The sequence below is a fragment of the Yoonia sp. 72 genome (assembly GCF_034652275.1).
GTDB lineage: Bacteria > Pseudomonadota > Alphaproteobacteria > Rhodobacterales > Rhodobacteraceae > Yoonia.
The window spans coordinates 1,058,719-1,082,672 of the sequence record NZ_JAXIWG010000001.1; the positions used below are offsets into that span (position 1 = coordinate 1,058,719).

Genomic DNA, 23,954 nt, shown 5'->3' on the forward strand with positions numbered 1-23,954 from the left:
CTTGGCCCGCGCGATATCAAAGCAAGAAAAGCCGTGATCGGGTCGGTGTCATTTCCGGCAAGCAGGCATCGAAACCGGATTGATATTCCTTGTGGTTGCATGCAGTCTTTGCCCGTCTGGCCGCACTGCCGTCAGGTCTGCCTGTTTATTGCTGTCTCGGTCTGGATCATGCTCGACTTTCTTCTCTCGCCTGCGGTTGTGCCGTTTTCGATCGCACTTGGGCTGCTGGCGGGATTGCTGGTGCTGGAGATCACAGCGCTGGTGATGGGGGGCAGTATCTTTGGCGATGCGGGCGAGGATGCTGCTGGCGGTGGCGGGTTCGACAAGGGTCCGGCGGTTGATCTGATCGACCTGCCCGCATCGGTGGATCTCTCGCAGATCGACACCGGCGGAATTGATCTGGCCGATCTGGACCTCGGCAATTTCGGCAGCGATCCGGCAACGCCCGCGCCGACAGGGGGCGTTGCCGCTGCGCTGGGCATCGGCAAGGTGCCGTTTCTGATCTGGCTTGCGGCGCTGCTCGCGGGGTTCGGGCTGTCGGGCTATGTGCTGCAAAGCGTGACCAGCAGTATCATCGGCGCACCGCTGCCTGCGCTGGTCGCCGTACTGCCTGCCGGCGTGATCGGCGTCTGGTTTGCCCGCGCCTATGGCGGCCTGCTGGCGCGGCTTATCCCGAAAACGGAAACATCGGTCCGGTCGGATGCGATGCTGAACCGCAGGCAAGGTATCGTCAGCCAAGGCACCGCGCGGCGCAACACCCCCGCCGAGGTCCGCGTGCTGGACGGCTACGGCAATTTCCACTTCATCCGCGCCGAGCCGCTTGACTGCAACGATGAAATCCCCGCCGGCACCGAAGTGCTGGTGCTGCGCGTCAGGCTTGGCCCTGAACGCGGCAAGTTCCGTATCGTGGCGCTGAGCCAACTCTGATTTCCCCACCCCGCTGCCTTAAAAAAGGATTTCGACATGCCTCTTAACGAATTTCTGGTTATCATCGGCGTCATTCTGGGCCTTCTGGTCCTGACCGCGCTGATTATCGCGCGGCTGTACCGTCGCACAACGCGCGAAATCGCGCTGGTCAAGACAGGCTCCGGCGGCAAGCGGATCATCATGGATGGCGGCACGATCGTCATTCCGCTGCTGCATGAAATCCGGCAGGTCAACATGAAGACGCTGCGCCTTGAGGTGACACGCAACGGCGAAGCCGCGATGATTACCCGCGACCGGATGCGTGTCGATGTAGGGGTGGAATTCTACGTCTCGGTCATGGCCAACGAGGAAGGCATCAGCCGCGCCGCACAGACCTTGGGCGAACGCACTTTCCACATCGACCAGCTGCGCGAGATGATCGAAGGCAAGCTGATCGACGGTCTGCGCGCAGTCGCGGCCCAGTTGACGATGGACGAATTGCACGAAAGCCGTGCCGAATTTGTCCAGCAGGTGCAAAGTGCCGTCAGCGAGGATTTGCTGAAAAACGGTCTGATGCTGGAATCGGTGTCGCTGACAGCACTCGACCAGACTCCGTTCGAGGCGCTGGATGAAAACAACGCCTTCAACGCGGTCGGTATGCGCAAGCTGGCCGAGGTCATCGCCAAATCCAAGATGGAACGCGCCGAGATCGAGGCACAGGCCGATGTGAACGTCCGTCGCTCTGCAATGAACGCCGAACGTACCAAGCTCGAGATCGACCGCGACGAACAGACCGCCCGCATCGCCCGCGAGGCCGAGGTCGCGACCCTGCGTGCGGCACAGGAATCCGAGATCGCCCAGCGCCGTGCGGATGCCCAGCGCGAAATCGAACGCGCCCGCATCGCGCAGGAGGAATCGATCAGTGCCGCCGAGATCGCCCGCGACCAGTCGGTCCGCGCTGCCGAGATCAACCGCGACCGCGCGCTGGAAGTGGCCGAACAGGAACGCCAGATCATCGTCGCCGAAAAGTCCGAAAAGGAAAGCCAGGCGCGCGCCAGCGCCGACCGCGCCCGTGCCGACGCCGCCGAAGCCGCCGAAGCGATCATCACCGCCCGCGCCGTGGCCGAGGCCGAGCGGATCAAGCAGATCGCGCTGATCGAGGCCGCGCGCGAGGCCGAACGGGAGGCGACCAAGATCAGGCTTGCCGCTGCCGCCGAACGCGCCGCCGCCGAGGACCGCGCCAGTGCCCGTCTGGAAGAAGCCCGCGCCGAGGCAGAGGCGATCAAGATCCGCGCCGAGGCGATCAAGGCCGAACTTCTGGCACAGGCCGAAGGCAATCAGGCGCTTGCCGGTGCGGAAAACGTGCTGAGCGACGAGATCGTCAGGATGCGCATCGAACTGGCGCGCCTGCAAGCCCTGCCCGGCATCGTCGCCGAAATGGTCAAACCCGCCGAAAAGATCGACACGATCCGCATCCACCAGATTTCGGGCCTCAATGGCAACGGGTCGGGCAATGGATCGGGCGGGTCCGACAAGCCGCCCGTCAATCAGGCGCTTGATTCCATCATGGGCATGGCCGTGCAACTGCCCGCCTTGCGCAAGATCGGCGAGGAACTGGGCATCTCAATGGACAGCGTGACCGGCGTGCTGGACAGCGCCGCCGCCACACCACCTGCGCCTGTCGAAAAGCCAAAGGACGAAGCGACGACAGAAACGCCAGCCAGCCCGCAGAAAAACTGACGCGCCGCGAAAACACCCTTTCTGCATGACCACGCGCGCAGCGGACAATGGCCCCGCTGCGCGCGCATCTTGCGCGACGCTGTTCTTTTCGCGCGCCCCGATGTTGTGACGCGCCCGCTTTGGGCCTACACCTCTGCCCAACAATCCACAGGGAGAGAGACCATGACAGACACACCCACCTACGGTTTCGACACGTTGCAGGTTCATGCGGGCGCGCGGCCCGATCCCGCGACAGGCGCGCGGCAGGTGCCGATCTACCAGACCACCGCCTATGTGTTCCGCGATGCCGAACACGCCGCCGCTCTCTTCAACCTGCAGGAGGTCGGCTATATCTATTCGCGCCTGACCAACCCCACCGTCGCGGCCTTGCAGGAACGCATCGCCACGCTCGAAGGTGGCGTCGGTGGCGTGTGCTGTTCGTCGGGTCATGCGGCCCAGATCATGGCGCTGTTCCCGCTGATGCAGCCCGGACGCAATATCGTGGCGTCGAGCCGGCTTTATGGCGGCACGGTCACGCAGTTCAGCCAGACGATCAAGCGTTTCGGCTGGTCGGCAAAATTCGTCGATTTCGATGACCATGCCGCTGTCGCCGCCGCCATCGACGACGACACCCGCGCTGTGTTCTGCGAAGCTATCGCCAACCCCGGCGGGCATATCACCGATCTTGACGCGATTTCCGCGATCTCGGATGCGGCGGGCATTCCGCTGATCGTGGATAACACCACGGCGACGCCCTATCTGTGCCGCCCGATCGAACATGGCGCGACACTGGTCGTGCATTCGACCACGAAATACCTGACCGGCAATGGCACCGTGACGGGAGGCTGCATCGTCGACAGCGGCAAGTTCGACTGGCGCACCAATGACAAATTTCCGTCCCTGTCGCAGCCCGAACCCGCCTATCACGGGCTGACATTCGCCGAAACTTTCGGCCCGCTTGCCTATACTTTCCACGGGATCGCCATTGGCCTGCGCGATCTGGGCATGACGATGAACCCGCAAGCCGCGCATTACACGCTGATGGGGATCGAGACGCTGTCCCTTCGGATGGACCGCCATGTGCAGAACGCGCAGACCATCGCCAAATGGCTCGAGGCCGATCCCCGCGTGGATTACGTCACCTACGCAGGGCTCGACAGTTCGCCCTACGCACATCTGGTCCCCAAGATCTGCCCCAAGGGCGCGGGGGCTTTGTTCACCATCGCGGTCAAAGGCGGCTATGACGCCTGCGTGAAGCTCGTTGATAGCCTCGAGATATTTAGCCATGTGGCTAACCTTGGTGACACACGCTCGCTGGTGATCCATTCGGCCAGCACGACGCACCGGCAGTTGACGCCAGAGCAGCAAAAGGCCGCAGGCGCAGGCCCGAACATCGTGCGCCTCTCCATCGGGATCGAAGACGCCAAGGACCTGATCGCCGATCTGGATCAGGCTTTGGCCAAGGCCGTCGGTTAACGGCGCATCCCGCCCAAGCCCTTGGCCTGGGCGGGATTTTGCTGTAGGCTTTGATCATCGTCGCAATGGCGTTCAGATGCGGCCTTCAACCTGCTAGACGCGGTATATGACAATCAATTTTGCCCTTTCGCTTTCTCTTGCAGGCATTGATCTGCTGCAACGTACCGACAGCGGCTGGCGCCGCGTCGGCACGGCGTCGCTGTTGGCCAAGGACATCGGCGCAGAACTGGCGGACCTGCGCGTCAAAGGGCAGGCACTGGCACCAGACGGCTTTTACACCAAGCTCGTGATCCCGATGGAGCAGGTGAAATACCTTGCCATCGACACGACGCAGACGACGCTGGCCGATATCACCGCAGCGCTGGACGGCACCACGCCCTATGCGCTGGATGAGCTGGCGATTGACTTCGAACGCTCTGGCGGGCGCACCCATATCGCCGCGGTCGCGCGCGAAACCCTGCGCGAGGCCGAGGATTTCGCCCATGCGCACGGGTTCAATCCCGTCGCCCTTGTCGCAGTGCCGGACCATGTGACATTTGCCAAAGAGATTTTCTTCGGCCCGACCACGATGGCCGCGCGCATCCTTGGTGCGGGCGTCACGGTAGAGCGCGATGCGCTGCCCGTCACGCTGGTCGGCACGCGGATCAAGTCGCATCTGTTGATGCAGGACATCGCCGAAAGCCCCACCCCAGCCGCAGTGGCTCCGCCTTTGGCGCCGTTGTGCGACCGGATCATCGGCGAATATCACGCGCCCCGCATGCCGGACCCTGTGGCCCCCGTTATCGTGCGGATGGTGCTTGGGACGGCGGCACCCTCGGTTCCCGCCCATCTTGACCCGATCATCGTGGAACATCATCAGCCTGCCACGCAGATCGAAGTGCCGCTGATTGCGGTTCCGACCCCGGGATCGCCACGGCCTGTGGTGCTCGGCGGTGTTGTCGCAAAAGAGCCGAGGGCGATTGTGCGCAGGCCGCTGCCTGCCTTTGCCATCCCCGGCGCGATTGCCGCGGGGATCGCGGCTCTTGGCTTTGTATGGTGGCTGGGATCTGCGCAAGCGCCCGTCGAAACCCCGCTTGCCAACGCCACGCAGGACGGTTTCCAAACAGCCCCTGCCCCGGCGCTGGTCGATATCGCGATTGCAGCACCAAACCTTGATGCATTGGACGATACCCTGCCTGCAGGCGATACCCCTGTCGCAACCAGCCCTGCGCCGCTGCCGCTGCGCAGCGACGATCCCGACAGCCTGATCGCAGACCTGCAGCCTGCGCCACAGCCAGACGCGACCACCCCGCTGCAAGCCCCTGCCAGCAATGGCCGCGTGTTGAGCGCGGACGAGGCCGCGGCCGCCTATGCCGCGACAGGTGTCTGGCAGCGTCCTCCGCGTTTTGCCGATCTTCCGCCTGCCGTGGTGTCCGAAGATGTGATCTTGCCGGTCAACTTGGCCGCCCCCGACCGCATGAGCATCGCCGCGCTACCGTCGATTGAAGCGCTTGCCACGGACCTTTCTTTCGTTCCCTTGGCAAACCCGCCTGCACCCGATGTCGTGTTCGATCTTGACGAAGATGGCTTCGTGACCGCCACACCCGAAGGTGCGCTGACCCCTGATGGCGCAGTGGTCTATGCCGGTCTGCCGGACATGCCCTTCCGCGCGCGCCCCGTCGCAGAACCAGAGGCGACGTTACAGCCAGACGATGAAGACATCGTTGCCGAAACACAGCCCGACGCGGATGCGCAGGTGGCAGATGCTGTCGTCCAGGATGGAACGGTCGAAGTACCGGTGATTACCGGACGCCCGCCAGTTGTGCCGCCACTGCGCCCTGCGGACATCGCCGCTGACGACGCAGTTGAAGACGCCACCCCCGGCGGCGTGTCGCTGGCGGGTCTACAACCGGATGCGGTCAGTGCTGACGCAGTCGTTGATCTGGCACCCCCACCGGGCGCCATCCGCCCGCAGGCGCGGCCCGCCCTGCCCGACGTTGCGAACTCGGCTAGCGAGGTCGAGGCGGTTCTGGGCGGCATCGCGCTGGCGACACCGGACCCGCGTGCAACGGGTTCTGCCCTTGCGGTGGCGACATCGCTGCGCCCGACCAGCAGACCCACCAATTTCGATCGGGTCGTTGCGGCAGTGCGCAGCCGTCAACAGCCCGCCGCAGCGCCTGAACCAGCCCCCGCACCATCGCCCGGCGCTATCGCGGCTGCACCGGCACCAGAGCCAGAGCCGGAGCCACAACCGCAGGTACAAGCCGCAGCCCCCGTCGCCCCGCAAAACTACGAACCCGTGCCCGGCGGCGTGGCCCGCGCCGCGACGCAAGACAATGCGATCCGCCTGCGCGAGATCAACCTCATCGGTGTTTTTGGCCAGCCAAGCGCACGGCGCGCATTGGTCCGGCTTGGCAACGGGCAGTTGGTCCGCGTGCAGGTCGGCAGCGAACTTGACGGCGGGCAGGTCACGGCCATCGGTGAAAACGCGCTGAACTACGTCAAGCGCGGCACCACCTATGCCTTGCAGATCCCGCGCGGTTAACCGGCTTTCAGCACGCCGCGCGCGATCTGGTCGGCCTCGATGCTTTCGAACAGGGCTTTGAAGTTGCCTTCGCCGAAACCGTCGTCGCCCTTGCGCTGTATGAATTCGAAAAAGATCGGCCCGATCACGGTCTTGCTGAAGATCTGCAGCAGGATACGGGTTTCGCCACCGTCCACCACACCTTCGCCGTCGATCAGGATGCCATGTTTCATCATCCGGTCCAGCGGTTCATCATGGCCGACGACACGGGTCTTGCTCAGCTCGTAGTAGGCGGCGGGGGGCTTGGGCATGAACTTGATCCCCTGTTCGGCAATCGCATCGGTCGCGTCGTAAAGGTCCTGCGCGCCGACCGCGATATGCTGGATGCCTTCACCGTTATAGCGCCGCAGATATTCGACGATCTGCCCTGTCTCGCCGCGATCCTCGTTGATCGGGATGCGGATGCGCCCGCAGGGGGATGTCAGCGCGCGCGACAAAAGCCCCGTGAACTTGCCCGCGATGTCAAAGAACCGGATTTCGCGGAAATTGAACAGATCGCCGTAAAAGGCGAACCATTTGTCCATGTTCCCCTTGTGGACGTTATGCGTCAGGTGGTCGAGGTAGTAGAAACCCACCCCCGCCGGATGGGCATCGGCGACCCAGTCGAATTCCGCGTTATAGGGGTTGGTGTCGTAATACTGGTCGATGAAATAGATCAGGCTGCCGCCGATGCCGACGATGGCGGGCACATCCATCGTTTTTCCGGTGCCGGTGTAAGGGGTCGCGCCTTTGCTGACCGCATGGTCATAGGCATGCTGCGCGTCGACAACGCGCCAGCCCATCGACGGGGCGCAGGGGCCATGTTCTTCGATGAACGCCGCCGCATGGCTGCCGGGTTCCATGTTCAGGATATAGGTGATGTCGCCCTGCTGCCACAGCTCGACAGCCTTGGTCTTGTGCGTGGCGGTGTGCTGATAGCCCATCTTGGCGAAGAGATCGCGCAGCACCTGCGGTTCGGGATGCGCAAATTCGACAAAGGCGAAACCGTCAGTGCCTGCGGGGTTTGCGGCGCTGATGACGGCCTTGGGGGCGTCGTGCGGGAAAGGGCCCATATGCGTATCTCCTTGCTGGTTTTGACCAGTGTACCGCAAAGAACCTGCGGTTTTGCGCCAAGGTCATGGACTTTTGGTCAGTTATATGCGGATATGGCGCATCTTTTGCCATCCTTCTGCGGGAACCACGCATGACACTCGACCCTGCCGACCTGAAACTGCTGGCCGCGCTGCAACGCGATTCAACGCTGACCGCGCAGGATTTGGGCGATGCGCTCAACATGTCCCCCTCGCAGGCCGGACGCCGGCGGCAAAGGCTGGAGGCGGAAGGCTATATCGCGGGCTATCGCGCCACGCTGAACCCCGAAAAGCTGGGCCTCGCGGTCGAGGCCTTCATGCAAATCGTAATGGCGACCCATACCGAACAGAACGCGCGCGATTTCGTGCGCATGACCCGCACGCGCCCCGAAATCGTCGGCGCATGGACCCTGACGGGCGAGGCGGATTATCTTTTGCGCATCTATTGCGCCGATCTGGCCGCGCTGAACACATTGGTGCAGCAGGTGCTGCTGCCGCATCCCGCCGTCAGCCGCGTGCAAAGCCAGATCGTGATGGAGCGCGTCAAACCCGACGCGCCCCTGCCGGTTTAGCCTGCTGCCACACCGGCCTCGGCAAAGGTCGCCATGCCGGAATGGCAGGCGACGGCCCCTTGCAGGATGGTGATCGCCAGCGCAGCACCCGAGCCTTCGCCCAAGCGCAGGCCGAGCGACAACAGGGGCTGTTTGCCCAAAGCGTCGAGCAGGTTCTGGTGCGCGCCTTCGACGCTCAGATGCCCCGCGACAGCGTGATCCAAAGCGGTGGGGTGCAGCTTGTGCAGCACGCCCGCCGCCGCCGAACAGATGAACCCGTCAAGGATGACCGGAATGCGGTGCGCCCGTGCCGCCGCCATCGCCCCCGCCATCGCCGCAATCTCGCGCCCGCCAAGGCAGCGCAGCGCCTCCAGCGGATCACTGGTGTCGTGCAAGGCCAGCCCCGCATCGACAGCCGAGACCTTGCGCGCGAGGCCCGCATCATCGACGCCAGTACCGCGCCCCGCCCAATCGGCCCCCGTGCCACCGAACAGCGCCGCCGCAAGGGCTGCCGCCGATGTGGTATTGCCGATCCCCATTTCGCCTGTGACTAGCAGATCGGACTGCGGGTCGACCGCGTTCCAGCCCGTTTGCAAGGCGCTGACCAGTTCAGCCTCGCTCATCGCGGGGGCCTGCGTGAAATCGGCTGTGGGAGTGTCTAGCGACAGCGCATGCACATCCATCCGCGCGCCTGCCGCCTTGGACAACTGGTTGATCGCGGCACCGCCATGTTGGAAATTGGCGACCATCTGCACGGTGACTTCGGGCGGGAAGGCCGATACGCCCTGCGCGCAGACGCCGTGGTTGCCCGCAAAGATGATGACCTGCGGGGCGCGGATTGTAGGGCGCGGGTCATTGCGCCAGCCTGCATACCAGATCGCCAGATCCTCCAACCGGCCCAAGGCACCTTGCGGCTTGGTCAACTGGCCGTTGCGGTCGGTCGCGCCGGCGATGGCACTGGCGTCGGGGGCGGTCAGATCGGCAAAGATCGCGCGGAAATCGGCAAGGGTGGTGAAAGGGGCGGTCATCAGGTCCTCGTTGCGTAACATGTCCCGACTGTCTAACGATCACGTCAGAGATGAAAAGAGCCGCAAGGGGCAAACCGTTGACCATTACCGACAATCGCCTTTTTGCCGCCATCGACCTGCCCGCCGCTTTGGGACTTTTGACACGGTTGCCCGTGCCGGTGGACGGGGCAGCGGCGACGGCGCGGGGTGCGGCGGCAGTCTGGGCCTATCCGCTGGCGGGCGCTGTCGTGGGCGGGTTGCAGGCGCTGGCGATGGGCATCCTTCTCTGGCTGGGCGTGCCTGCCGCGATCACGGCGGCGCTGGTGCTGGCGCTCGCGGTCTCTGTGACGGGGGCGATGCACGAGGACGGGTTGGCCGACAGTATCGACGGGCTTTGGGGCGGCTGGGACAAGGCGCGCAGGCTCGCGATCATGAAGGACAGCCACATCGGGACCTACGGTGTGATCGCGCTGGTGTTGACGCTGCTGTTGCGCTGGACGGCGCTGGGTCTCATCGCTGGCACGGGTGGCTTTGCGCTGGTGCTGGTCGTCGTCGCGGCGGTCAGCCGCGCGGCGATGGTGGGCGTCATGGCCGCGCTGCCCCATGCCCGCGATGGCGGGCTCAGCCGTGCTGTCGGGCGGCCTGCGGCCCGCGTCGCTTGGGTGGCTGTCGGCATCGGCGCGGGTCTGGCGTTGGTAACAGGCTATTTGGGGCTGGTCATCGTGGCGGCGGTGATCGCTGTCCTTTGGGCAATGATCGCGCGAGCCAAGATCGGCGGGCAGACGGGTGATATCCTGGGCGCGACACAGCAACTGGTCGAGGTTGCGCTGCTGATCGCGGTGGTCTCGGCGCTGGATTAATCCGGCAGCGGGTCGCAGCGCAGAGCCGTGGCGAAGCTGGTCCTGTCATCATGCCGCCCGATATCGGTCTGCTGCAAGCGCCCGTTCTGCAACCGCGTCGCGATGATACGCGACCAATCGCTGTTGGCGGTGATGATTTCAGGCCCCTGCCCGCAATCGCGGATGCCCCCGGCGATGTCGGTCTCTCCGATGCGGTGGTTGGTCAGGCCGGGGGTGCGGGCGATTTCGCGCAGGGACCACGCCTCGCCATCCTGTGTAACCCGCACCACGACCAGTTCGCGCGCCAGATGCGGCCGGTCGACATAGGCGATCTCCATCACACCGTCACCATCGAGATCGGCAGCACCCGCCACGGCGAGCCAGCGAAACCGCGTGCCGATATGGGGACCTGTGACAAAGGGCTGCAACGCGCCGTCACGCAAGCCCCAGATGGCCAGTTGCGCGCCAAGGGCCTCGTGGCTTTGGACAACGATCACCTCGGACGCGCCATCACCATTCAGATCCACGACACGGGGGTTAGTGTCCTCGAACACCATCGGCACAGGCCAGCGGCTGGCCAGCCGCGTGCCGTCCGACAGCGTGACCTCCAGCGTGTCATGTTCGCTGGGCACACCAAGCACACCATGCGGATAACGGTCGGTCGGCCCCGTCAGCCGTGCATCGGTGATCGTCTGCGCCTGTGCTAGCCCCGGTAAAACCGCCAAGGCCAGCAGGCACGCTCGCATCAAATCTGCTTTTCGGGCATCTGCACGCGCAGGCCGTCCAGCGCATCGCTGACCTTCAACTGACAGGTCAGGCGGGATTTGACGGGGTCGGGCTTATAGGCGAAATCCAGCATGTCGTCTTCCATCGCGTCCTTGGCGGGCAGTTTGTCCACCCAGGCGTCATCGACATAGACATGGCAGGTCGAACAGGCGCAGGCCCCGCCGCAATCGGCCTCGATCCCCGGAATGCCGTTGTCGCGCGCGCCTTCCATGACGGTCAGGCCGTTGGCCACATCGACCACATGTTCCTTGCCGCCATGTTCGACATAAGTGATTTTCGCCATTGTCTTGGGTCCCCTGTAGGTTTGATCGGTCGAGATATTCCTAAATGACCGTGTTGGCCGGTGCCAGCGCAAAACCGCCGCAACGACAAAGGGCGGCCCATGAGGACCGCCCTTTGTTACGTGCTGTAGGCGGCTTATTCCTGCTCAAGCACCAGCGCCACAAACCGTGGATCGCCACCGCGACGGACCAGCATCAGGATCGAGGTGCGCCCTGCTTCGGTTGCAAGCGCGATCTGTTCCTGCAAATCGGCGATGCTGGCGACGGGCTGACGCGAGGCTTCAGTGATTACGTCGCCTTCGATCAGCCCCTTAGAGGCGGCGTCGGACTCGGGCGCGATGGCCGTAATGACAAGCCCCGCATCGACGTTCAGCGAAAACTGTTCCGCCAGTTCGGGGGTGACAGGCTCCAGCGTCAGACCCAGCACTTCGTCGGGTTCGGCGGCGGGTGCCTCCGGTGCTGCGGCGGGGAACGCCACAGCCTCGGAGGTTTCTCGCCGGCCCAGCACAACAGTCAGCTGTTCCATCTCTCCGTCACGCAGGACTTCGACAGGGACTTCCTTGCCAACAGGCGAATTGCCCACGATGCGCACCAGTTCACGTGTGTCCTCGATCTCGACACCGTCAAAGATCAGGATCACGTCACCCGACAGCATACCCGAGTTTTCTGCAGGGCCGGGTGGCACATCGGTCACCAGCGCACCGCGCGCACCGTCAAGCCCGTCGATCGCCGACACCATGTCGGGGGTCACGTCCTGAATACGCACACCCAGCCAGCCACGACGCGTTTCACCAAATTCGATCAACTGTTCGACAACATTGGTCACGACCTCGGACGACATCGCAAAACCGATCCCGATAGACCCGCCGGTGGGCGACAGGATCGCCGTGTTCACGCCGATGACCTGACCGTCCATGTTGAACAGCGGGCCGCCCGAATTGCCGCGGTTGATCGCCGCGTCGGTCTGGATGTAGTCGTCATAAGTGCCCGACAGCGCTCGGTTGCGCGCCGACACGATCCCGACAGAGACCGAGAACCCCTGACCCAGCGGGTTGCCCATCGCCATCACCCAGTCACCGACACGCGCGCCTTCGGCATTGCTGTCGCCAAAGGCCACGAACGGCAGGTTGGTTGCGTCCACTTTCAGCACGGCGATATCGGTGTTGGGGTCGGTGCCGATCAGTTCGGCGGGCAGTTCCTCGCCCGAGAAAAACTCGATCAGGATTTCGTCGGCACCTTCGATCACATGGTTGTTCGTCACGATAAACCCGTCAGGCGAGATCACGAAACCGGACCCAAGGGCCGATGACCGCTGCGGTCCGCCGCGGGGGCCGTTATTGAAGAAGTCTTCGAAAGGCGATCCTTCCGGCACGACGCCGCGAGGCATAGTGCGTTCGGCGACAGTGGTGCTGGTTGTGATGTTCACGACCGAAGGGCTGACCAGCTCAGCCAGATCGGCAAAGCTGGGCGGGCGGTCTTGCGCAAAGGCTGCCGTCGCCTGCATGACAAGGAACGACACCGCCAATAAAATCGCACTGACGAATCCGACCGCCGTGCGGCGCAGGTGATGGAGGTCTTTTTGGATAGCGACTGCCTTGGCTTTCACGGATCATCTCCTCAGGGGTAAGCAGAACCGTTGTCCTGCAATAAATCTAAGATCAAGTTAGCGCATCAGTTGGACAGCACAATCCCCCTCACTGCCAAGTGATACGATGCAAAAGGCCGACCCGAAGGCCGGCCTTTGCGTTGCTTTTCGAGCCGGATGGATCAGCGCAGTGCGGCTTCATCCTCGACCGGCGGCAAGGTCTGCGTGGCAGCCCCTGTTTCGCCATTGCCGGTAGAGCGCAGCGATGATGCCCCTTGCGCCGACCGCAGGTAGTTGAAGAACTCGCTTTCAGGCGACATCACCATCATCGTGTTCCCGCCCTGCAAAGCGCGCTGGTAGGCGGTCATTGACCGGTAGAATTCAAAGAATTCCGGGTCCTCGCCAAAGGCTGTCGCAAAGATTTCGTTGCGCAGCGCGTCGGCCTCACCCTGGATGACCTGGGCTTCGCGTTCGGCCTCGGACACCAGTTCGATCACAGTCCGGTCGGCCTGTGCCTGAATCCGCTGTGCCGCTTCACGGCCACGGGCGATTTCGTCGGCCGCTTCGCGTTCGCGTTCTGCCTTCATCCGCTCGTAGGTCGCGTTGAGGTTGGCCTCGGGCAGGTCAGTCCGCTTCAGGCGAACGTCAAGCACCTGCAACCCCAAAGCACGCGCCTCTGTGATCGCGCCGTTGCGGATGCGCAGCATCAGCGCGGCACGGTCGGTGGACAGGATGTCGTTGGAGGACACCGAGCCCAGAACCTCGCGGGTGCCGGCCCGCAGGATGCTGTCCAGACGCTGGGATGCGGCAGGCAGGCCACCGGCACCAACAGCGCGGCGGAACTGTTCCACATCCGCGATACGGAACCGCGCGAAGGCATCCACAACCAGACGACGATCGTCGGCAGGCGTGACTTCGATGGGTTCAAGATCGCGGCTGAGGATACGGTCGTCGTATTTGACGACTTCCTGGATCAGAGGAATCTTGAAGCCCAGACCGGGTTCTTCCTTGACGCTGACGATCTGGCCGAACTGCAGCACCAGCGCCTTTTCGCGCTCGTCCACGATGAAGACCGACGATAGCGCCAAGCCGATGATGACCACGAACGCGGGAATGAGAAGAGCTGTTTTCCGCATCAGTTGTTACCTCCGGTCGCGACGGGGGTGCGTCGCATTTCGTTCAGAGGCAGATAAGGCACGACACCTTGGCTGCCAGCGGCGCTTTCGTCCATCATGATGATGTCGACGTCACGCAGCACGCCTTCCAGCGTTTCAAGATAGATCCGCTTGCGCGTCACGTCGGGCGCTTCGAGATATTCCGCAAGGATTGCCGAGAACCGGCTGGCTTCACCCAAGGCTTCGTTCACGACACGGGCGCGGTAACCTTCAGCCTGTTCGAGAACCTGTGCGGACTGACCGCGCGCTTCGGCAACAACACGGTTTGCATAGGCGTCTGCCACGTTCTGCAGACGGTCACGTTCCTGACGGGCGTCCTGCACCTGCCGGAAGGCCGCGATAACGGGCTCTGGCGGGTCGGCCTTGTCAAAGTTGACGCGGATGATGTTCACGCCTGACTCAAAGCTGTCGAGCGACGCCTGGATATCATCGCGCAAACGCTCGGCAATCGCGCCACGGTCACGGTTCAGAATGGGCGCAAGCTGCGACTGAGAGATAATTTCGCGCATGGCCGATTCCGACACGGCCGCAATCGTCTGTGGCGGATCGGCAAGGCTGAACAGGTAGAGTTGCGGGTCGATGATGTTCCAGACGATCTGGAAATCGATGTCGACGATGTTCTCGTCACCAGTCAGCATCAGGCCGGGGTCACGGCGTGCAGCATTTGCGCCAACATCGATCGTCCGTTCGGTCGACACGGCCAACACTTCGCGGGTGACCACGGGCCAAGGCGCGAAATTCAGACCGGGTTCGCCGGTTTTGTAATAGCTGCCGAGAAACAGTTCGACGGACCGCTCTTCGGGACGCACCGTGTAGAACGAGGCAAACAGCCACAGCGCTACCAGACCAAGAATGCCCAGCCCCACAGTGCCGCGTGTCAGTTGCGGCCCTTGACCGCCACCTTCGCCGCCCGGACCGCGCGGGCCACCGCGCCCGCCGCCACCCATCAGGACGCGCAATTGTTCGCGGCCCTTGTTCACCAAATCGTCGATTTCGGGGATGTTGGGTCCGTCATTGCCGGGCCTGCGCCCGCCGCCACGATTGCGGTCATCGTCGCCGTTCCCGCCATTGTTGCCGCCACCCCCCCACGGGCCTCCTGAATTTCCTGCCATCGTTTCCCTATGCTTCCTTTCGGTCTGTCCCGGCGTGCCGGGTTGTTGTTCGACATGTGTGTCCTACGGGCGCAAATTCAAGCGCTGCGGACGGGGTCCTTCATTGTCACCAGTTCTTCGGCCATGGTCGGATGGACAGCGACTGTGCGGTCAAAGTCCTCTTTTGTAGCGCCCATCTTGATCGCAATCGCAGCAAGCTGGATCATTTCGCCCGCATGGTCTGCGACGATATGACAGCCCAGAACCTTGCGGGTTTCGCGGCTGACGACCAGTTTCATCATGACACGATCCGTCCGGCCGGCAAAGGCATGGTTCATCGGTTTGAACGAGGTGCAGTAAATCTCGACCGGCTCGATCTCGCGCGCGGCTTCTTCGGTCAGGCCGATGGTGCCCATTTCCGGCTGGGTAAAGATGGCCGAGGGGATCAGCGTGTGATCGACCTTGGTCGGGTTGCCCTTGAATACGGTTTCGACGAAAGCCATGCCTTCGCGGATCGCCACGGGCGTCAGTTGCACGCGGTTGGTCACATCACCGATCGCATAGATCGACGGCACGCCGGTCTGGCTATAGTCATCGACCACAATCTCGCCGCGCCGCCCGATCTGGACGCCTGCATCCTGCAAACCCATGTTTTCGGTATTGGGCGCGCGACCGGTGGCGAACATGACCTGATCATAGATCGCTTCTGTGCCATTGGTGGCCTTGACCCAGATGCCTTTGGCGGGTTTGCCCGACGGGGCCGAGACGGGTTTGCCCTGTTCGACAGGCGCGCTCATCCCGTTGTCTTTCAGGTCGTCTTCGGTGGCGGCGCGCATTTCGACGATATTGGTGCCCAGATGCAGGTTCACGCCTTTTTCGCGCATCCCTTCGGCGACCAGACCGCGCGCTTCGTCGTCAAAGCCGCGCAGGATCTGCGCACCGCGATAGAATTGCGTCACCTTCACGCCCAGCCCGTTCAGGATGCCCGCGAATTCCGACGCGATATAGCCGCCGCCGATGATCAGGATCGATTTCGGCAAGTCGTCCAGCAGAAAGATGTCGTTCGAGGTAATCCCCAGTTCCGCTCCCGGAAGGTCCGGCACGACAGGTCTGCCACCCGTAGCGATCAGGATATGTTTTGCCGTCACCGTCCGGCCCGTGGACAGCGCGACGGTATGTGCATCCTTCAGGCTGGCGCGGGCATCGCAGATTTCGACGCCGGAAGTGTCCAGCAGTTTGCGATATATCCCTTCGAGCCGGTCGAGTTCCTTGTGCAGATGCGTGCGGAACTTTGGCCAGTCGAACGGCCCATCTGTCACGTCCCAGCCATAGGCGCGGGCATCGTCGAACATTTCGGCATAGGTCGAGGCGAAAACCATCAGCTTTTTGGGCACGCATCCACGGATGACACAGGTGCCACCCATGCGGAATTCCTCGGCCAAGGCTACCTTGGCGCCGGTCGCGGCCGCCACACGCGCCGCCCTGACACCGCCGGAGCCGCCGCCGATTACAAAAAGATCATAGTCAAAAGTCATGTTTGGTCCTTGGGTCGGTGCAGTCTGTCAGGTCGCCAGATCGGCGAATAGGTTGTCATCGTCCTGCACATCGAATTGCACCACGTCGCTGGTGTCGTTGGTGATGTCACGCACTTCTACCTTACCGTTGCCGTGGCCGACGATCACAACATCGCAGATGTCGATAAACAATCCGTTTTCCACGACGCCTGGGATCTGGTTCAGCACCATCGCAAGCTGGCGCGGATTGCCGATCCGCTTGAGGTGGAGATCAAGGATGAAATTGCCTTCATCCGTGACATAGGGGGCATCGCCCTGCATCCGCTGGATCACATCGCGGCCCAGCACATCGGCGCCGATCAGCGTTTCCTCGATCAGGCCAAGCGTGGTCTGCATCCCGAATGGCAGCACCTCGACCGGCAATGGAAAGGCCCCCAGTGTCGCCACTTTCTTGGAGGCATCGGCGATTACGATCATCCGGTCGCTGGCAGTCGCCACGACCTTTTCGCGTAGGTGCGCGCCGCCGCCGCCTTTGATCAGGGTCAGATCGTCGTCGTATTCGTCGGTCCCGTCGATGGTCAGATCCAACCATTTCGCCTCATCCAGCGTAATGATCTCGATGCCGACGTCACGAGCGAGTTTCGCTGTGCGGGTGGAGGTCGGCACGCCCTTGATCTGCAAGCCGTGATCGCGCACCATTTCGCCAAGACATTGCACCAGCCATGCGGCGGTGGACCCGGTGCCCAGACCGACCTTCATGCCCGATTGCACATATTCGGTCGCCTGTTTGGCCGCGACGAATTTGGCCGTGTCGATAGGGGACAGTTCGATGGTCATGGCACGCCTCCGGTTTTGTTGCGCTCTTATAAGCAGTTTGCAGCCGGGGTGCGAGACCACAAATGCCCCGCTGCCGCAACCCGCAGGGCGGCTGTCGCTTTTGGGGGATGGCGCGTGCGCGAAAACCGCTAGCAAGATGCGACCCCAGCAAAGGTGCCGCGATGTTCCTGTCCGTCTTCGATATGTTCAAGGTCGGCATCGGGCCGTCATCATCGCATACGATCGGCCCGATGGTCGCGGCCGCACGGTTCCTCGACCACCTGCGCGCCTTGCCGTTCAGCGTCGCAGGGCTGCGCGCATCGCTGCATGGATCACTAGCCTTTACAGGCGTCGGCCATGCGACGGACCGCGCGGTGATCCTTGGGCTGGCGGGCATGCGCGCGGACGATTACGACGCGACACGCGCCGAGGCGGAACTGGCCCGCATCAAGGCCGAGCGCACCATCGCCCCCGACGGTCTGGGCGTGCTGCGGTTTGATCCCTCCGCCGATCTGCTGTTCGACTACGGCCCTGCCCTGCCCGGCCATGCCAACGGCCTGATCCTGTCGGGGACCGATGCGCAGGGCGATGTCATCACGCAGGTCACCTATTACTCCATCGGCGGCGGTTTTGTTCTGACCGCTGACGAACTGGCCGCAGGGCGCGATACCGACACCGGCCCCGCCGTCCCCTATCCGTTCCGCACCGCCGCCGAGATGTTGCAGATGGCGCAGGCAAGCGGCAAGAGCATCGCTGCAATGAAACGTGCCAACGAGTTGACGCGCATGTCCGCCGCCGATCTTGACCGTGGCCTTGCGCGGATCTGGGAGGTGATGACCGCCTGCATCGACCGCGGACTGGCGACCGACGGCATCCTGCCGGGGGGATTGTTCGTGCGCAGGCGGGCCAAGGGGATTTATGCGGCCCTGATGGCCGAACGCGGGCTGAACATGACAGCACCCCATACGATCAACGATTACATGTCCACCTATGCGATGGCCGTGAACGAGGAAAACGCCGCCGGCGGGCAGGTTGTGACGGCCCCCACCAATGGTGCCGCCGGCGTCGTGCCTGCCACGATCCGCTATTGGCTCGACCATGTGCCGGGGGCAGCGCCATCGCGCGTGGGGGATTTCCTGCTGACGGCGGCGGCCGTGGGCGGGTTGATCAAGACCAACGCCTCGATCTCGGGGGCCGAATGCGGCTGTCAGGCCGAGGTCGGCAGTGCGGCCGCGATGGCCGCTGCAGGGTTGGCCGCCGTGCTGGGGGGCACGCCGGAACAAGTGGAAAACGCGGCGGAAATCGCGCTGGAGCATCACCTTGGCATGACCTGCGATCCGGTCAAGGGGCTGGTGCAGGTGCCCTGCATCGAACGCAACGGGCTGGGCGCGATCAAGGCGGTGTCGGCAGCGTCACTGGCTTTGCGCGGCGATGGCCAGCATCTGGTCGCACTTGATGTCGCGATCGAGACGATGCGCCAGACAGGGGCCGATATGTCCGAGAAATACAAGGAAACGGCGCTGGGTGGGCTGGCCGTGAATGTCCCCAATTGCTAGCAATTGGGGAGCGCGCCGCGCGGGGATATTTGGGCTCGAACGATGATGCGTTGTCTTGCCAGCGGACGCGGGCTAGCCTGAGACCATGACCCCTGACCGGCCCTTTCTGGGTATCCTTCTGATGCTTGCTTTTTGCGTGCTGGCCCCCTTGGGCGACAGCGTGGCCAAGATTTTGGGCGGGGTCGTGGCGCTGGGTGCGTTGCTGTTCGCGCGTTTCGCGATACAGACCGTGATGCTTGTCCCACTGGTCTGGGCGGGCGGGCAAAGCCTGCGGCTGCCGCGCGGTCTGCTGGGGCTGACGCTGCTGCGCACGGCATTGCATATCGCAGGGATCGGGCTGATGTTTTCGGCGCTGCGCTATCTGCCATTGGCCGATGCGCTGGCGATTGCCTTTGTGATGCCGTTTATCATGCTGATCCTCGGGCATTTCTTTATGGGCGAAGAGGTCGGCCGCCATCGCATGGCGGCCTGTGCAGTGGGTTTTGGCGGCACATTGTTGGTGATCCAGCCCAATTTCGTCGATGTGGGCGCGCCTGCGCTGCTGCCGCTGGGGGTGGCGGTCGTGTTCGCGTTGTTCATGATGGTGACGCGCCGTGTCGCCCGCGCACTGGACCCTATCCGGTTGCAGGCGATCAGCGGGGTGCAGGCCGTGCTTTTGCTGGGGCCTGTTCTGGTGCTGGTGCCCGCCACGCGCGGCGATGTTGCACTGGATGCGACGAGCTGGGGTTTGCTGGTGGCCTTGGGCGTGATCGGCACGCTGGCGCATCTGTTCATGACGTGGAGCCTGCGCTTTGCCCCCGCCTCGACCCTTGCGCCGATGCAGTATCTTGAGATTCCCGTAGGCACCGCCTTTGGCTGGCTGATCTTTTCCGATCTGCCCAACGGGCTGGCCGCTGTCGGGATCTGTGTCACCGTGGCGGCGGGGCTTTACATCATCCTGCGCGAACGCCGCCTGTCACGACAGCATTCAGATGCGCCTGCGGCAGCGTGACCAGAAGCGGGCCTTGCGCCGTGATCCGCACCGTTCCGCCTGTCGCCATGTTTGACGAACTGGTGCGCCCGACGGGGTGCAGCGCCCAGTGGCTAAAGGGCCAGGCTACGCCTGCGGCGGATGCGCGCACATCGCCCAGCGGCATCAGCGACACCCGCGTACCTGCAGGCAGATCAATGGCACTGTCGCCCTGCGGCGCCATGTAGGACACATCGTCGGCATCGACCAGAAAGACGCCTCTGTCGGGCATCCGCGCCATCACGTTGAGAACCGCAAGCGTGTGATCCAGCCGCCCACCGGTGAAACCCAGCGCCATGATGCGCGGGGCATCAACGCGGGTCAGCGCCTTTTCGAAATCGGTCGTTTCCTGTTCGGGGATATGCCACAGACAGTCCGCAAATGTGGCGCGGGCCTGCGCCGTGAGACTGTCGAAATCGCCGATCACGGCCATCGGCGCGATCCCGCGCACCAGCAGATGGTCGGCCCCGCCGTCCACGCCCACAAAGCCCGTGACAAAAGGCGCAACCGCAGCAAAGACTCCATCCGTTACCGGCGCCCCCCCGACAAGACAGATTGCGCTGTTGCTGGAAACAATGCTTTGTTGCATGATCATATACGCCCCACTTCACAAACATTCCCCAAAACGGTCACAATCTGATCCTGATGCAGGAGCACGGTGATCCTGACACCAGACCGCTGCACACCACCTGACAGTTGCGAACCAACGACGAAAGACAACACCCATGACCGAACAGACCAAGATCCTCGATGTGACCTATGGCACGTTCTCTTGCCGTCTTGAAGGCTTTGACGACAGCGTCGAGACGATGAAGCAGGTCGTGGGCTATTTCCACGAACTGGCGGGCCATGAGCGGTTTTTGAACACGGCCCTGCTTGCGCCCGATATGGACGAACTGGCGCTTTTGACGGGCGCGCAATCGGGCGGCGCAGTGGATGCGGGGATGGATGAAGGCAAGCTGCGCTTGCGCCTGCGCGAAGGTGCGGACGCACAGGCGCCGCAATCGGATTCGCCAGAGCCAGAACCAACACTGGATTATGACGAGACAGACGAGGATTTGGCTGATCTGCAAGATGCGGACGCCGCAGATGATCTGGCGGAAGGCGATGCCGACCAAGACGCGCCGGACGCCCGCTTCGACGAAGATAGCGTTGCAGCCAAGCTTGAGCGCATCCGCGCTGTTGTGGGGCGTGGCCATGTGACAGAACCCGCCGACAGCTATGCCGAAGATCTGGCCGACGACGACAGCATCGCGCCGCGCGGCGGGGTCAATCCGCTGGCACAGCGTTTGGCGGAACTGGCCAAGCGCAATTCCGAACTTGCCGCAATCGAGGCCGGTGTCCCTCTGACGCAGGACGAGGTTGATCGCTGGGATGAGTTCGACGCGCAGGACGAGGCCGATCTGGCCGCCCTTGATGGCGACGACGCCGAGACGTTTTTGCCGCATGACGAGGATATGACGCCAGACACCGAGCAGGACGTGGCGATCGGGGCCGAGCCGGAACATCCGTTTCTGGACGAGGACGAGGACGAGGACGACGAAGACCTGCATCTGGCAAATCTTGTCGCCAATGAAGGACTTGACCTGCACGAAGAGGTCGCCGAGGTCGAGCGCGTGATCGAGGATCGCAACAAACGCAACGAATTGTCGCGCACCGCCGATGCCGCCGTCAGCCGGATTCTGTCGCACACCGATGCAGAACTGAACCAGCCCGAACACCGCCGCCAGCAGGATGCCTTTGCACAGCTAAAGGCAGCGGTCGCTGCGACCGAAGCTGCGCGCCTTCTGGGCGACGATGGCGGCCCCAAGCGCCGCCCCAGTGCTGTCTATCGCCACGATCTGGGCGAATTCGAGGCCGAGGCTGACCGCTCCGATGCCTTTGCGGAACAGCCGGATGACGAGGACGACCTGACCGACGCGCTCGATCCAGCAGATGCCGAGGATGAGAGCGCGGACATCACACCGCCTGTGGTCACGCCACGGCCTGTGACCACACTGCGTCTGGTCGCGTCCCAGCGCACGGATACGCCGGTCGATCCGGCCTCCCAGCGCCTGCGCCAGATCGCGGCCAAGGTCGATACGACGGCGCCGCGCACCATGGGGTTTGCCGAATTCGCCGACGAATATGCCGCGACCGACCTTGAGGACATGATCGAGGCAGGGGCCGCCTATATCACCTATTTGCTGGAGGAAGAGGATTTCTCGCGGCCACAGGTCATGAAACTGGTGCAGACATTGACCAACGAGGAAATCTCGCGCGAAGACGGGCTGCGCTGTTTCGGGCGGCTCTTGCGGCAGAACCGGATCATCAAACTGGACAACGGCCGTTTTCAGGTCGCACCGGGCACGCGGTTCCGGCCTGACGATCTGTCCGCGCGCGGTTGACGCGGATCGCAGATTGACAGAAGGCGGGGGTGAACCCCGCCTTTTGCATGAAATTGGACGAGTGAGCAAATCGCAGCGCGGGGCACACTGTCCGTTTTGAGCCCAAAGCGCCTGATGCTGCGCGATGCATGGATGTCTGCTGTCAAAGGACTGCCAAAACCTTTAAAGACTGTTTGGATTTTGAATGGGGTCGCATAGATGCGCGCACTTCGCTTGCCACTGGCGCAAGTATGGCTTCAAACTGACGGTTGAGCGAGAGCGGGAAGCTTGCCCCAGTCGGCGAGATGAAAAGGAAATTGGGCGGCCATGCCGAGGAAACATTTTCATAGCGTTCGTATTGAAGTCATTTCGTCGATGTTTGATGCCTATATGGTTGGTCCTGATTATTCGAACCACTCAGCAAAAAGAGAGAGGTTCCTTGAACCACATAAAAAAGTGTTACGAGCTAGGGGCCTGTTGGGCTATATTTCACTCGCATTAATGTCTGCGAAAGTGGTCACCGTTGATCCAAGGATTACCGAACTTCACATCAACCTCACTAATGATCCGCGTAAGGAGCCAGAATATTACCGCAAAGGTGAGCGCTGGGACCTGATCGTCGATATCTATTGTCCGGTAGCTGAGATTTTGGCGGTTCCATTAGATGATCAAAGCTTGGGGGAGTTCTTCATCAAGCTGATAGAACGCGCACTCTCACAAGCCGTCGACTATTCTGAATTGCCGCGTGACGTGATCTTGGCTGGTTGTGAGAGATTTAGAAAATCTGCTTACATCTATCCATATATTATTGGTGAAGAAACGATAAAAGGCACAAAGCTGAAGGGCCGTCTACAAGCCAAAGCCGGTTGCGTTTCCACAGATCGCATTTTCATGGCGCTTTATCGTGGCAAGCCGATATTTCAGACGGAAATGTCGGGAGTTGACGGAGCGGACTTTGGCCTGCGGACCCAGTTTGGTGGTTTCACGTGGCAAGACGATGAGATCATTGTAGATATCCCATACTGGCTTCAGGAAAGGCCCGTTGATCTAAGAAATTTAGAATATGTGAAACCTAGTCGCATAGACTTGCATGCATTCCCGGAAGCACGGGATTTCATTCGGACTAAATGCGCAGATACTATTTGATCCTGCGCATTTAACTTGAACCGCCATGTCTGAGGCCGAAATCCGTTCCGCACCACAGTGTGCTCCAAAAACGACTATTTGTTGACGGGTTCCCCAAAGCCGCCTTTGGCGCAGTAGCAGCGAAATGGCGCTAAGTCCCGCATAGCGGACATCAAGTGAAAAGCGTTCCCTGGGTTCTTTGTTGATACAATCCGCGCGACATCGCTTCGCAATGGCAAGATGTTTCTCCCAAGGGCATCATCTACAGCAAAGCGCTGGGACGCACATCGCCTATTTATTTCCCGTCACGTGCATCAGGGTCGGGCTGGCCGATCCCGACGAAGATCCGTTTCAGCGGGAACACCCAGCCGATGCCCAGCACCACATAGGTCAGAAACTCCAGCACCAGCGGAAAGCGGTTTGCCTGGCTCATGATCGTCACCGCGACGATCATGTAAATCGGCAGGCCGATCACCAGCACCAGAAGGGCAAGTCGTTTGCGGGTCTTGTAGGTCATCG

At 62.4% G+C, this 23,954-nt stretch carries 21 protein-coding genes; 10 read left to right on the plus strand and 11 right to left on the minus strand.

Annotation, left to right across the window (positions count from 1 at the left end; genetic code table 11):
• Positions 1–168: 168 nt before the first annotated feature.
• From VCK47_RS05490 to VCK47_RS05505, 4 genes are all read left to right on the plus strand, one after another.
• Positions 169–927 (plus strand): OB-fold-containig protein, encoded by a 759-nt coding sequence (locus tag VCK47_RS05490; protein ID WP_322889705.1) that lies wholly within the window; start codon positions 169–171, stop codon positions 925–927.
• A 36-nt stretch (positions 928–963) separates the two neighbouring features.
• A complete protein-coding gene (locus tag VCK47_RS05495; protein ID WP_322889706.1) occupies positions 964–2,646 on the plus strand; it encodes a flotillin family protein in 1,683 nt (560 codons plus the stop codon).
• A 162-nt stretch (positions 2,647–2,808) separates the two neighbouring features.
• A complete protein-coding gene (locus VCK47_RS05500) occupies positions 2,809–4,101 on the plus strand; it encodes an O-acetylhomoserine aminocarboxypropyltransferase/cysteine synthase family protein (protein ID WP_322889707.1) in 1,293 nt (430 codons plus the stop codon).
• Positions 4,102–4,207: 106 nt separating this feature from the next.
• On the plus strand, positions 4,208–6,625 hold the full coding sequence (locus VCK47_RS05505) for a hypothetical protein (RefSeq protein WP_322889708.1): 2,418 nt from the start codon (positions 4,208–4,210) through the stop codon (positions 6,623–6,625).
• Here VCK47_RS05505 and hppD read toward each other — a convergent pair.
• Positions 6,622–7,716 carry a 4-hydroxyphenylpyruvate dioxygenase gene (hppD, locus tag VCK47_RS05510; protein WP_322889709.1) on the minus strand — a complete coding sequence of 365 codons (1,095 nt, stop codon included), beginning with the start codon at positions 7,714–7,716 and terminating at the stop codon, positions 6,622–6,624. The genes VCK47_RS05505 and hppD overlap by 4 nt on opposite strands.
• A gap of 131 nt (positions 7,717–7,847) precedes the next feature.
• Between hppD and VCK47_RS05515 the strand changes: the two genes are divergently transcribed.
• The gene (locus tag VCK47_RS05515; RefSeq protein ID WP_322889710.1) at positions 7,848–8,306 is read left to right on the plus strand and encodes an Lrp/AsnC family transcriptional regulator; all 459 of its coding nucleotides are present in this window, start codon (positions 7,848–7,850) and stop codon (positions 8,304–8,306) included.
• On the opposite strand, the gene cobT is transcribed toward VCK47_RS05515, so the two are convergent.
• Positions 8,303–9,313 carry a nicotinate-nucleotide--dimethylbenzimidazole phosphoribosyltransferase gene (gene cobT, locus VCK47_RS05520; protein ID WP_322889711.1) on the minus strand — a complete coding sequence of 337 codons (1,011 nt, stop codon included), beginning with the start codon at positions 9,311–9,313 and terminating at the stop codon, positions 8,303–8,305. The genes VCK47_RS05515 and cobT overlap by 4 nt on opposite strands.
• Before the next feature lie 50 nt (positions 9,314–9,363).
• Here cobT and cobS point away from each other — a divergent pair, with 50 nt between their 5' ends.
• Positions 9,364–10,152: an adenosylcobinamide-GDP ribazoletransferase gene (gene cobS / locus VCK47_RS05525; RefSeq protein WP_322889712.1), complete on the plus strand. Its 789-nt coding sequence runs from the start codon at positions 9,364–9,366 to the stop codon at positions 10,150–10,152.
• On the opposite strand, the gene VCK47_RS05530 is transcribed toward cobS, so the two are convergent.
• The 7 genes from VCK47_RS05530 to rpiA form a co-directional block, all read right to left on the minus strand.
• Entirely contained in the window at positions 10,149–10,877 is a 729-nt protein-coding gene (locus VCK47_RS05530) for a VCBS repeat-containing protein (RefSeq protein ID WP_322889713.1), read from the minus strand. The genes cobS and VCK47_RS05530 overlap by 4 nt on opposite strands.
• Positions 10,877–11,200, minus strand: coding sequence for a 2Fe-2S iron-sulfur cluster-binding protein (locus VCK47_RS05535; RefSeq protein WP_322889714.1), 324 nt, complete (start codon positions 11,198–11,200; stop codon positions 10,877–10,879). Before VCK47_RS05535 ends, VCK47_RS05530 begins: the two co-directional genes overlap by 1 nt.
• 134 nt (positions 11,201–11,334) lie before the next feature.
• Positions 11,335–12,702, minus strand: coding sequence for a Do family serine endopeptidase (locus tag VCK47_RS05540; RefSeq protein WP_322890033.1), 1,368 nt, complete (start codon positions 12,700–12,702; stop codon positions 11,335–11,337).
• Between the two features lie 263 nt (positions 12,703–12,965).
• The gene (locus VCK47_RS05545) at positions 12,966–13,919 is read right to left on the minus strand and encodes a protease modulator HflC (RefSeq protein WP_322889715.1); all 954 of its coding nucleotides are present in this window, start codon (positions 13,917–13,919) and stop codon (positions 12,966–12,968) included.
• Positions 13,919–15,070, minus strand: a complete 1,152-nt coding sequence (hflK, locus tag VCK47_RS05550) for an FtsH protease activity modulator HflK (protein ID WP_322889716.1) — start codon at positions 15,068–15,070, stop codon at positions 13,919–13,921. Before hflK ends, VCK47_RS05545 begins: the two co-directional genes overlap by 1 nt.
• A 77-nt stretch (positions 15,071–15,147) precedes the next feature.
• Positions 15,148–16,584, minus strand: a complete 1,437-nt coding sequence (gorA, locus tag VCK47_RS05555; RefSeq protein WP_322889717.1) for a glutathione-disulfide reductase — start codon at positions 16,582–16,584, stop codon at positions 15,148–15,150.
• Positions 16,585–16,611: 27 nt separating this feature from the next.
• Positions 16,612–17,400 (minus strand): ribose-5-phosphate isomerase RpiA, encoded by a 789-nt coding sequence (gene rpiA, locus VCK47_RS05560; protein WP_322889718.1) that lies wholly within the window; start codon positions 17,398–17,400, stop codon positions 16,612–16,614.
• 161 nt (positions 17,401–17,561) lie between these two features.
• On the opposite strand from rpiA, the gene VCK47_RS05565 reads away from it, so the two are divergent.
• Positions 17,562–18,935: an L-serine ammonia-lyase gene (locus VCK47_RS05565; RefSeq protein ID WP_322889719.1), complete on the plus strand. Its 1,374-nt coding sequence runs from the start codon at positions 17,562–17,564 to the stop codon at positions 18,933–18,935.
• An 85-nt stretch (positions 18,936–19,020) separates the two neighbouring features.
• Positions 19,021–19,926 carry a DMT family transporter gene (locus VCK47_RS05570; protein ID WP_322889720.1) on the plus strand — a complete coding sequence of 302 codons (906 nt, stop codon included), beginning with the start codon at positions 19,021–19,023 and terminating at the stop codon, positions 19,924–19,926.
• Here the strand turns inward: VCK47_RS05570 and VCK47_RS05575 are convergent.
• Positions 19,868–20,533, minus strand: coding sequence for a thiamine diphosphokinase (locus VCK47_RS05575; RefSeq protein ID WP_322889721.1), 666 nt, complete (start codon positions 20,531–20,533; stop codon positions 19,868–19,870). The two genes, VCK47_RS05570 and VCK47_RS05575, sit on opposite strands and share 59 nt — an antisense overlap.
• A 136-nt stretch (positions 20,534–20,669) precedes the next feature.
• Here VCK47_RS05575 and VCK47_RS05580 point away from each other — a divergent pair, with 136 nt between their 5' ends.
• Complete coding sequence (locus tag VCK47_RS05580; RefSeq protein ID WP_322889722.1) at positions 20,670–22,331, plus strand: hypothetical protein; 1,662 nt, start codon at positions 20,670–20,672, stop codon at positions 22,329–22,331.
• Between the two features lie 306 nt (positions 22,332–22,637).
• A complete protein-coding gene (locus VCK47_RS05585; RefSeq protein WP_322889723.1) occupies positions 22,638–23,456 on the plus strand; it encodes a hypothetical protein in 819 nt (272 codons plus the stop codon).
• 274 nt (positions 23,457–23,730) lie between these two features.
• On the opposite strand, the gene VCK47_RS05590 is transcribed toward VCK47_RS05585, so the two are convergent.
• Positions 23,731–23,952: a DUF2842 domain-containing protein gene (locus VCK47_RS05590; protein WP_322889724.1), complete on the minus strand. Its 222-nt coding sequence runs from the start codon at positions 23,950–23,952 to the stop codon at positions 23,731–23,733.
• Positions 23,953–23,954: the final 2 nt, after the last annotated feature.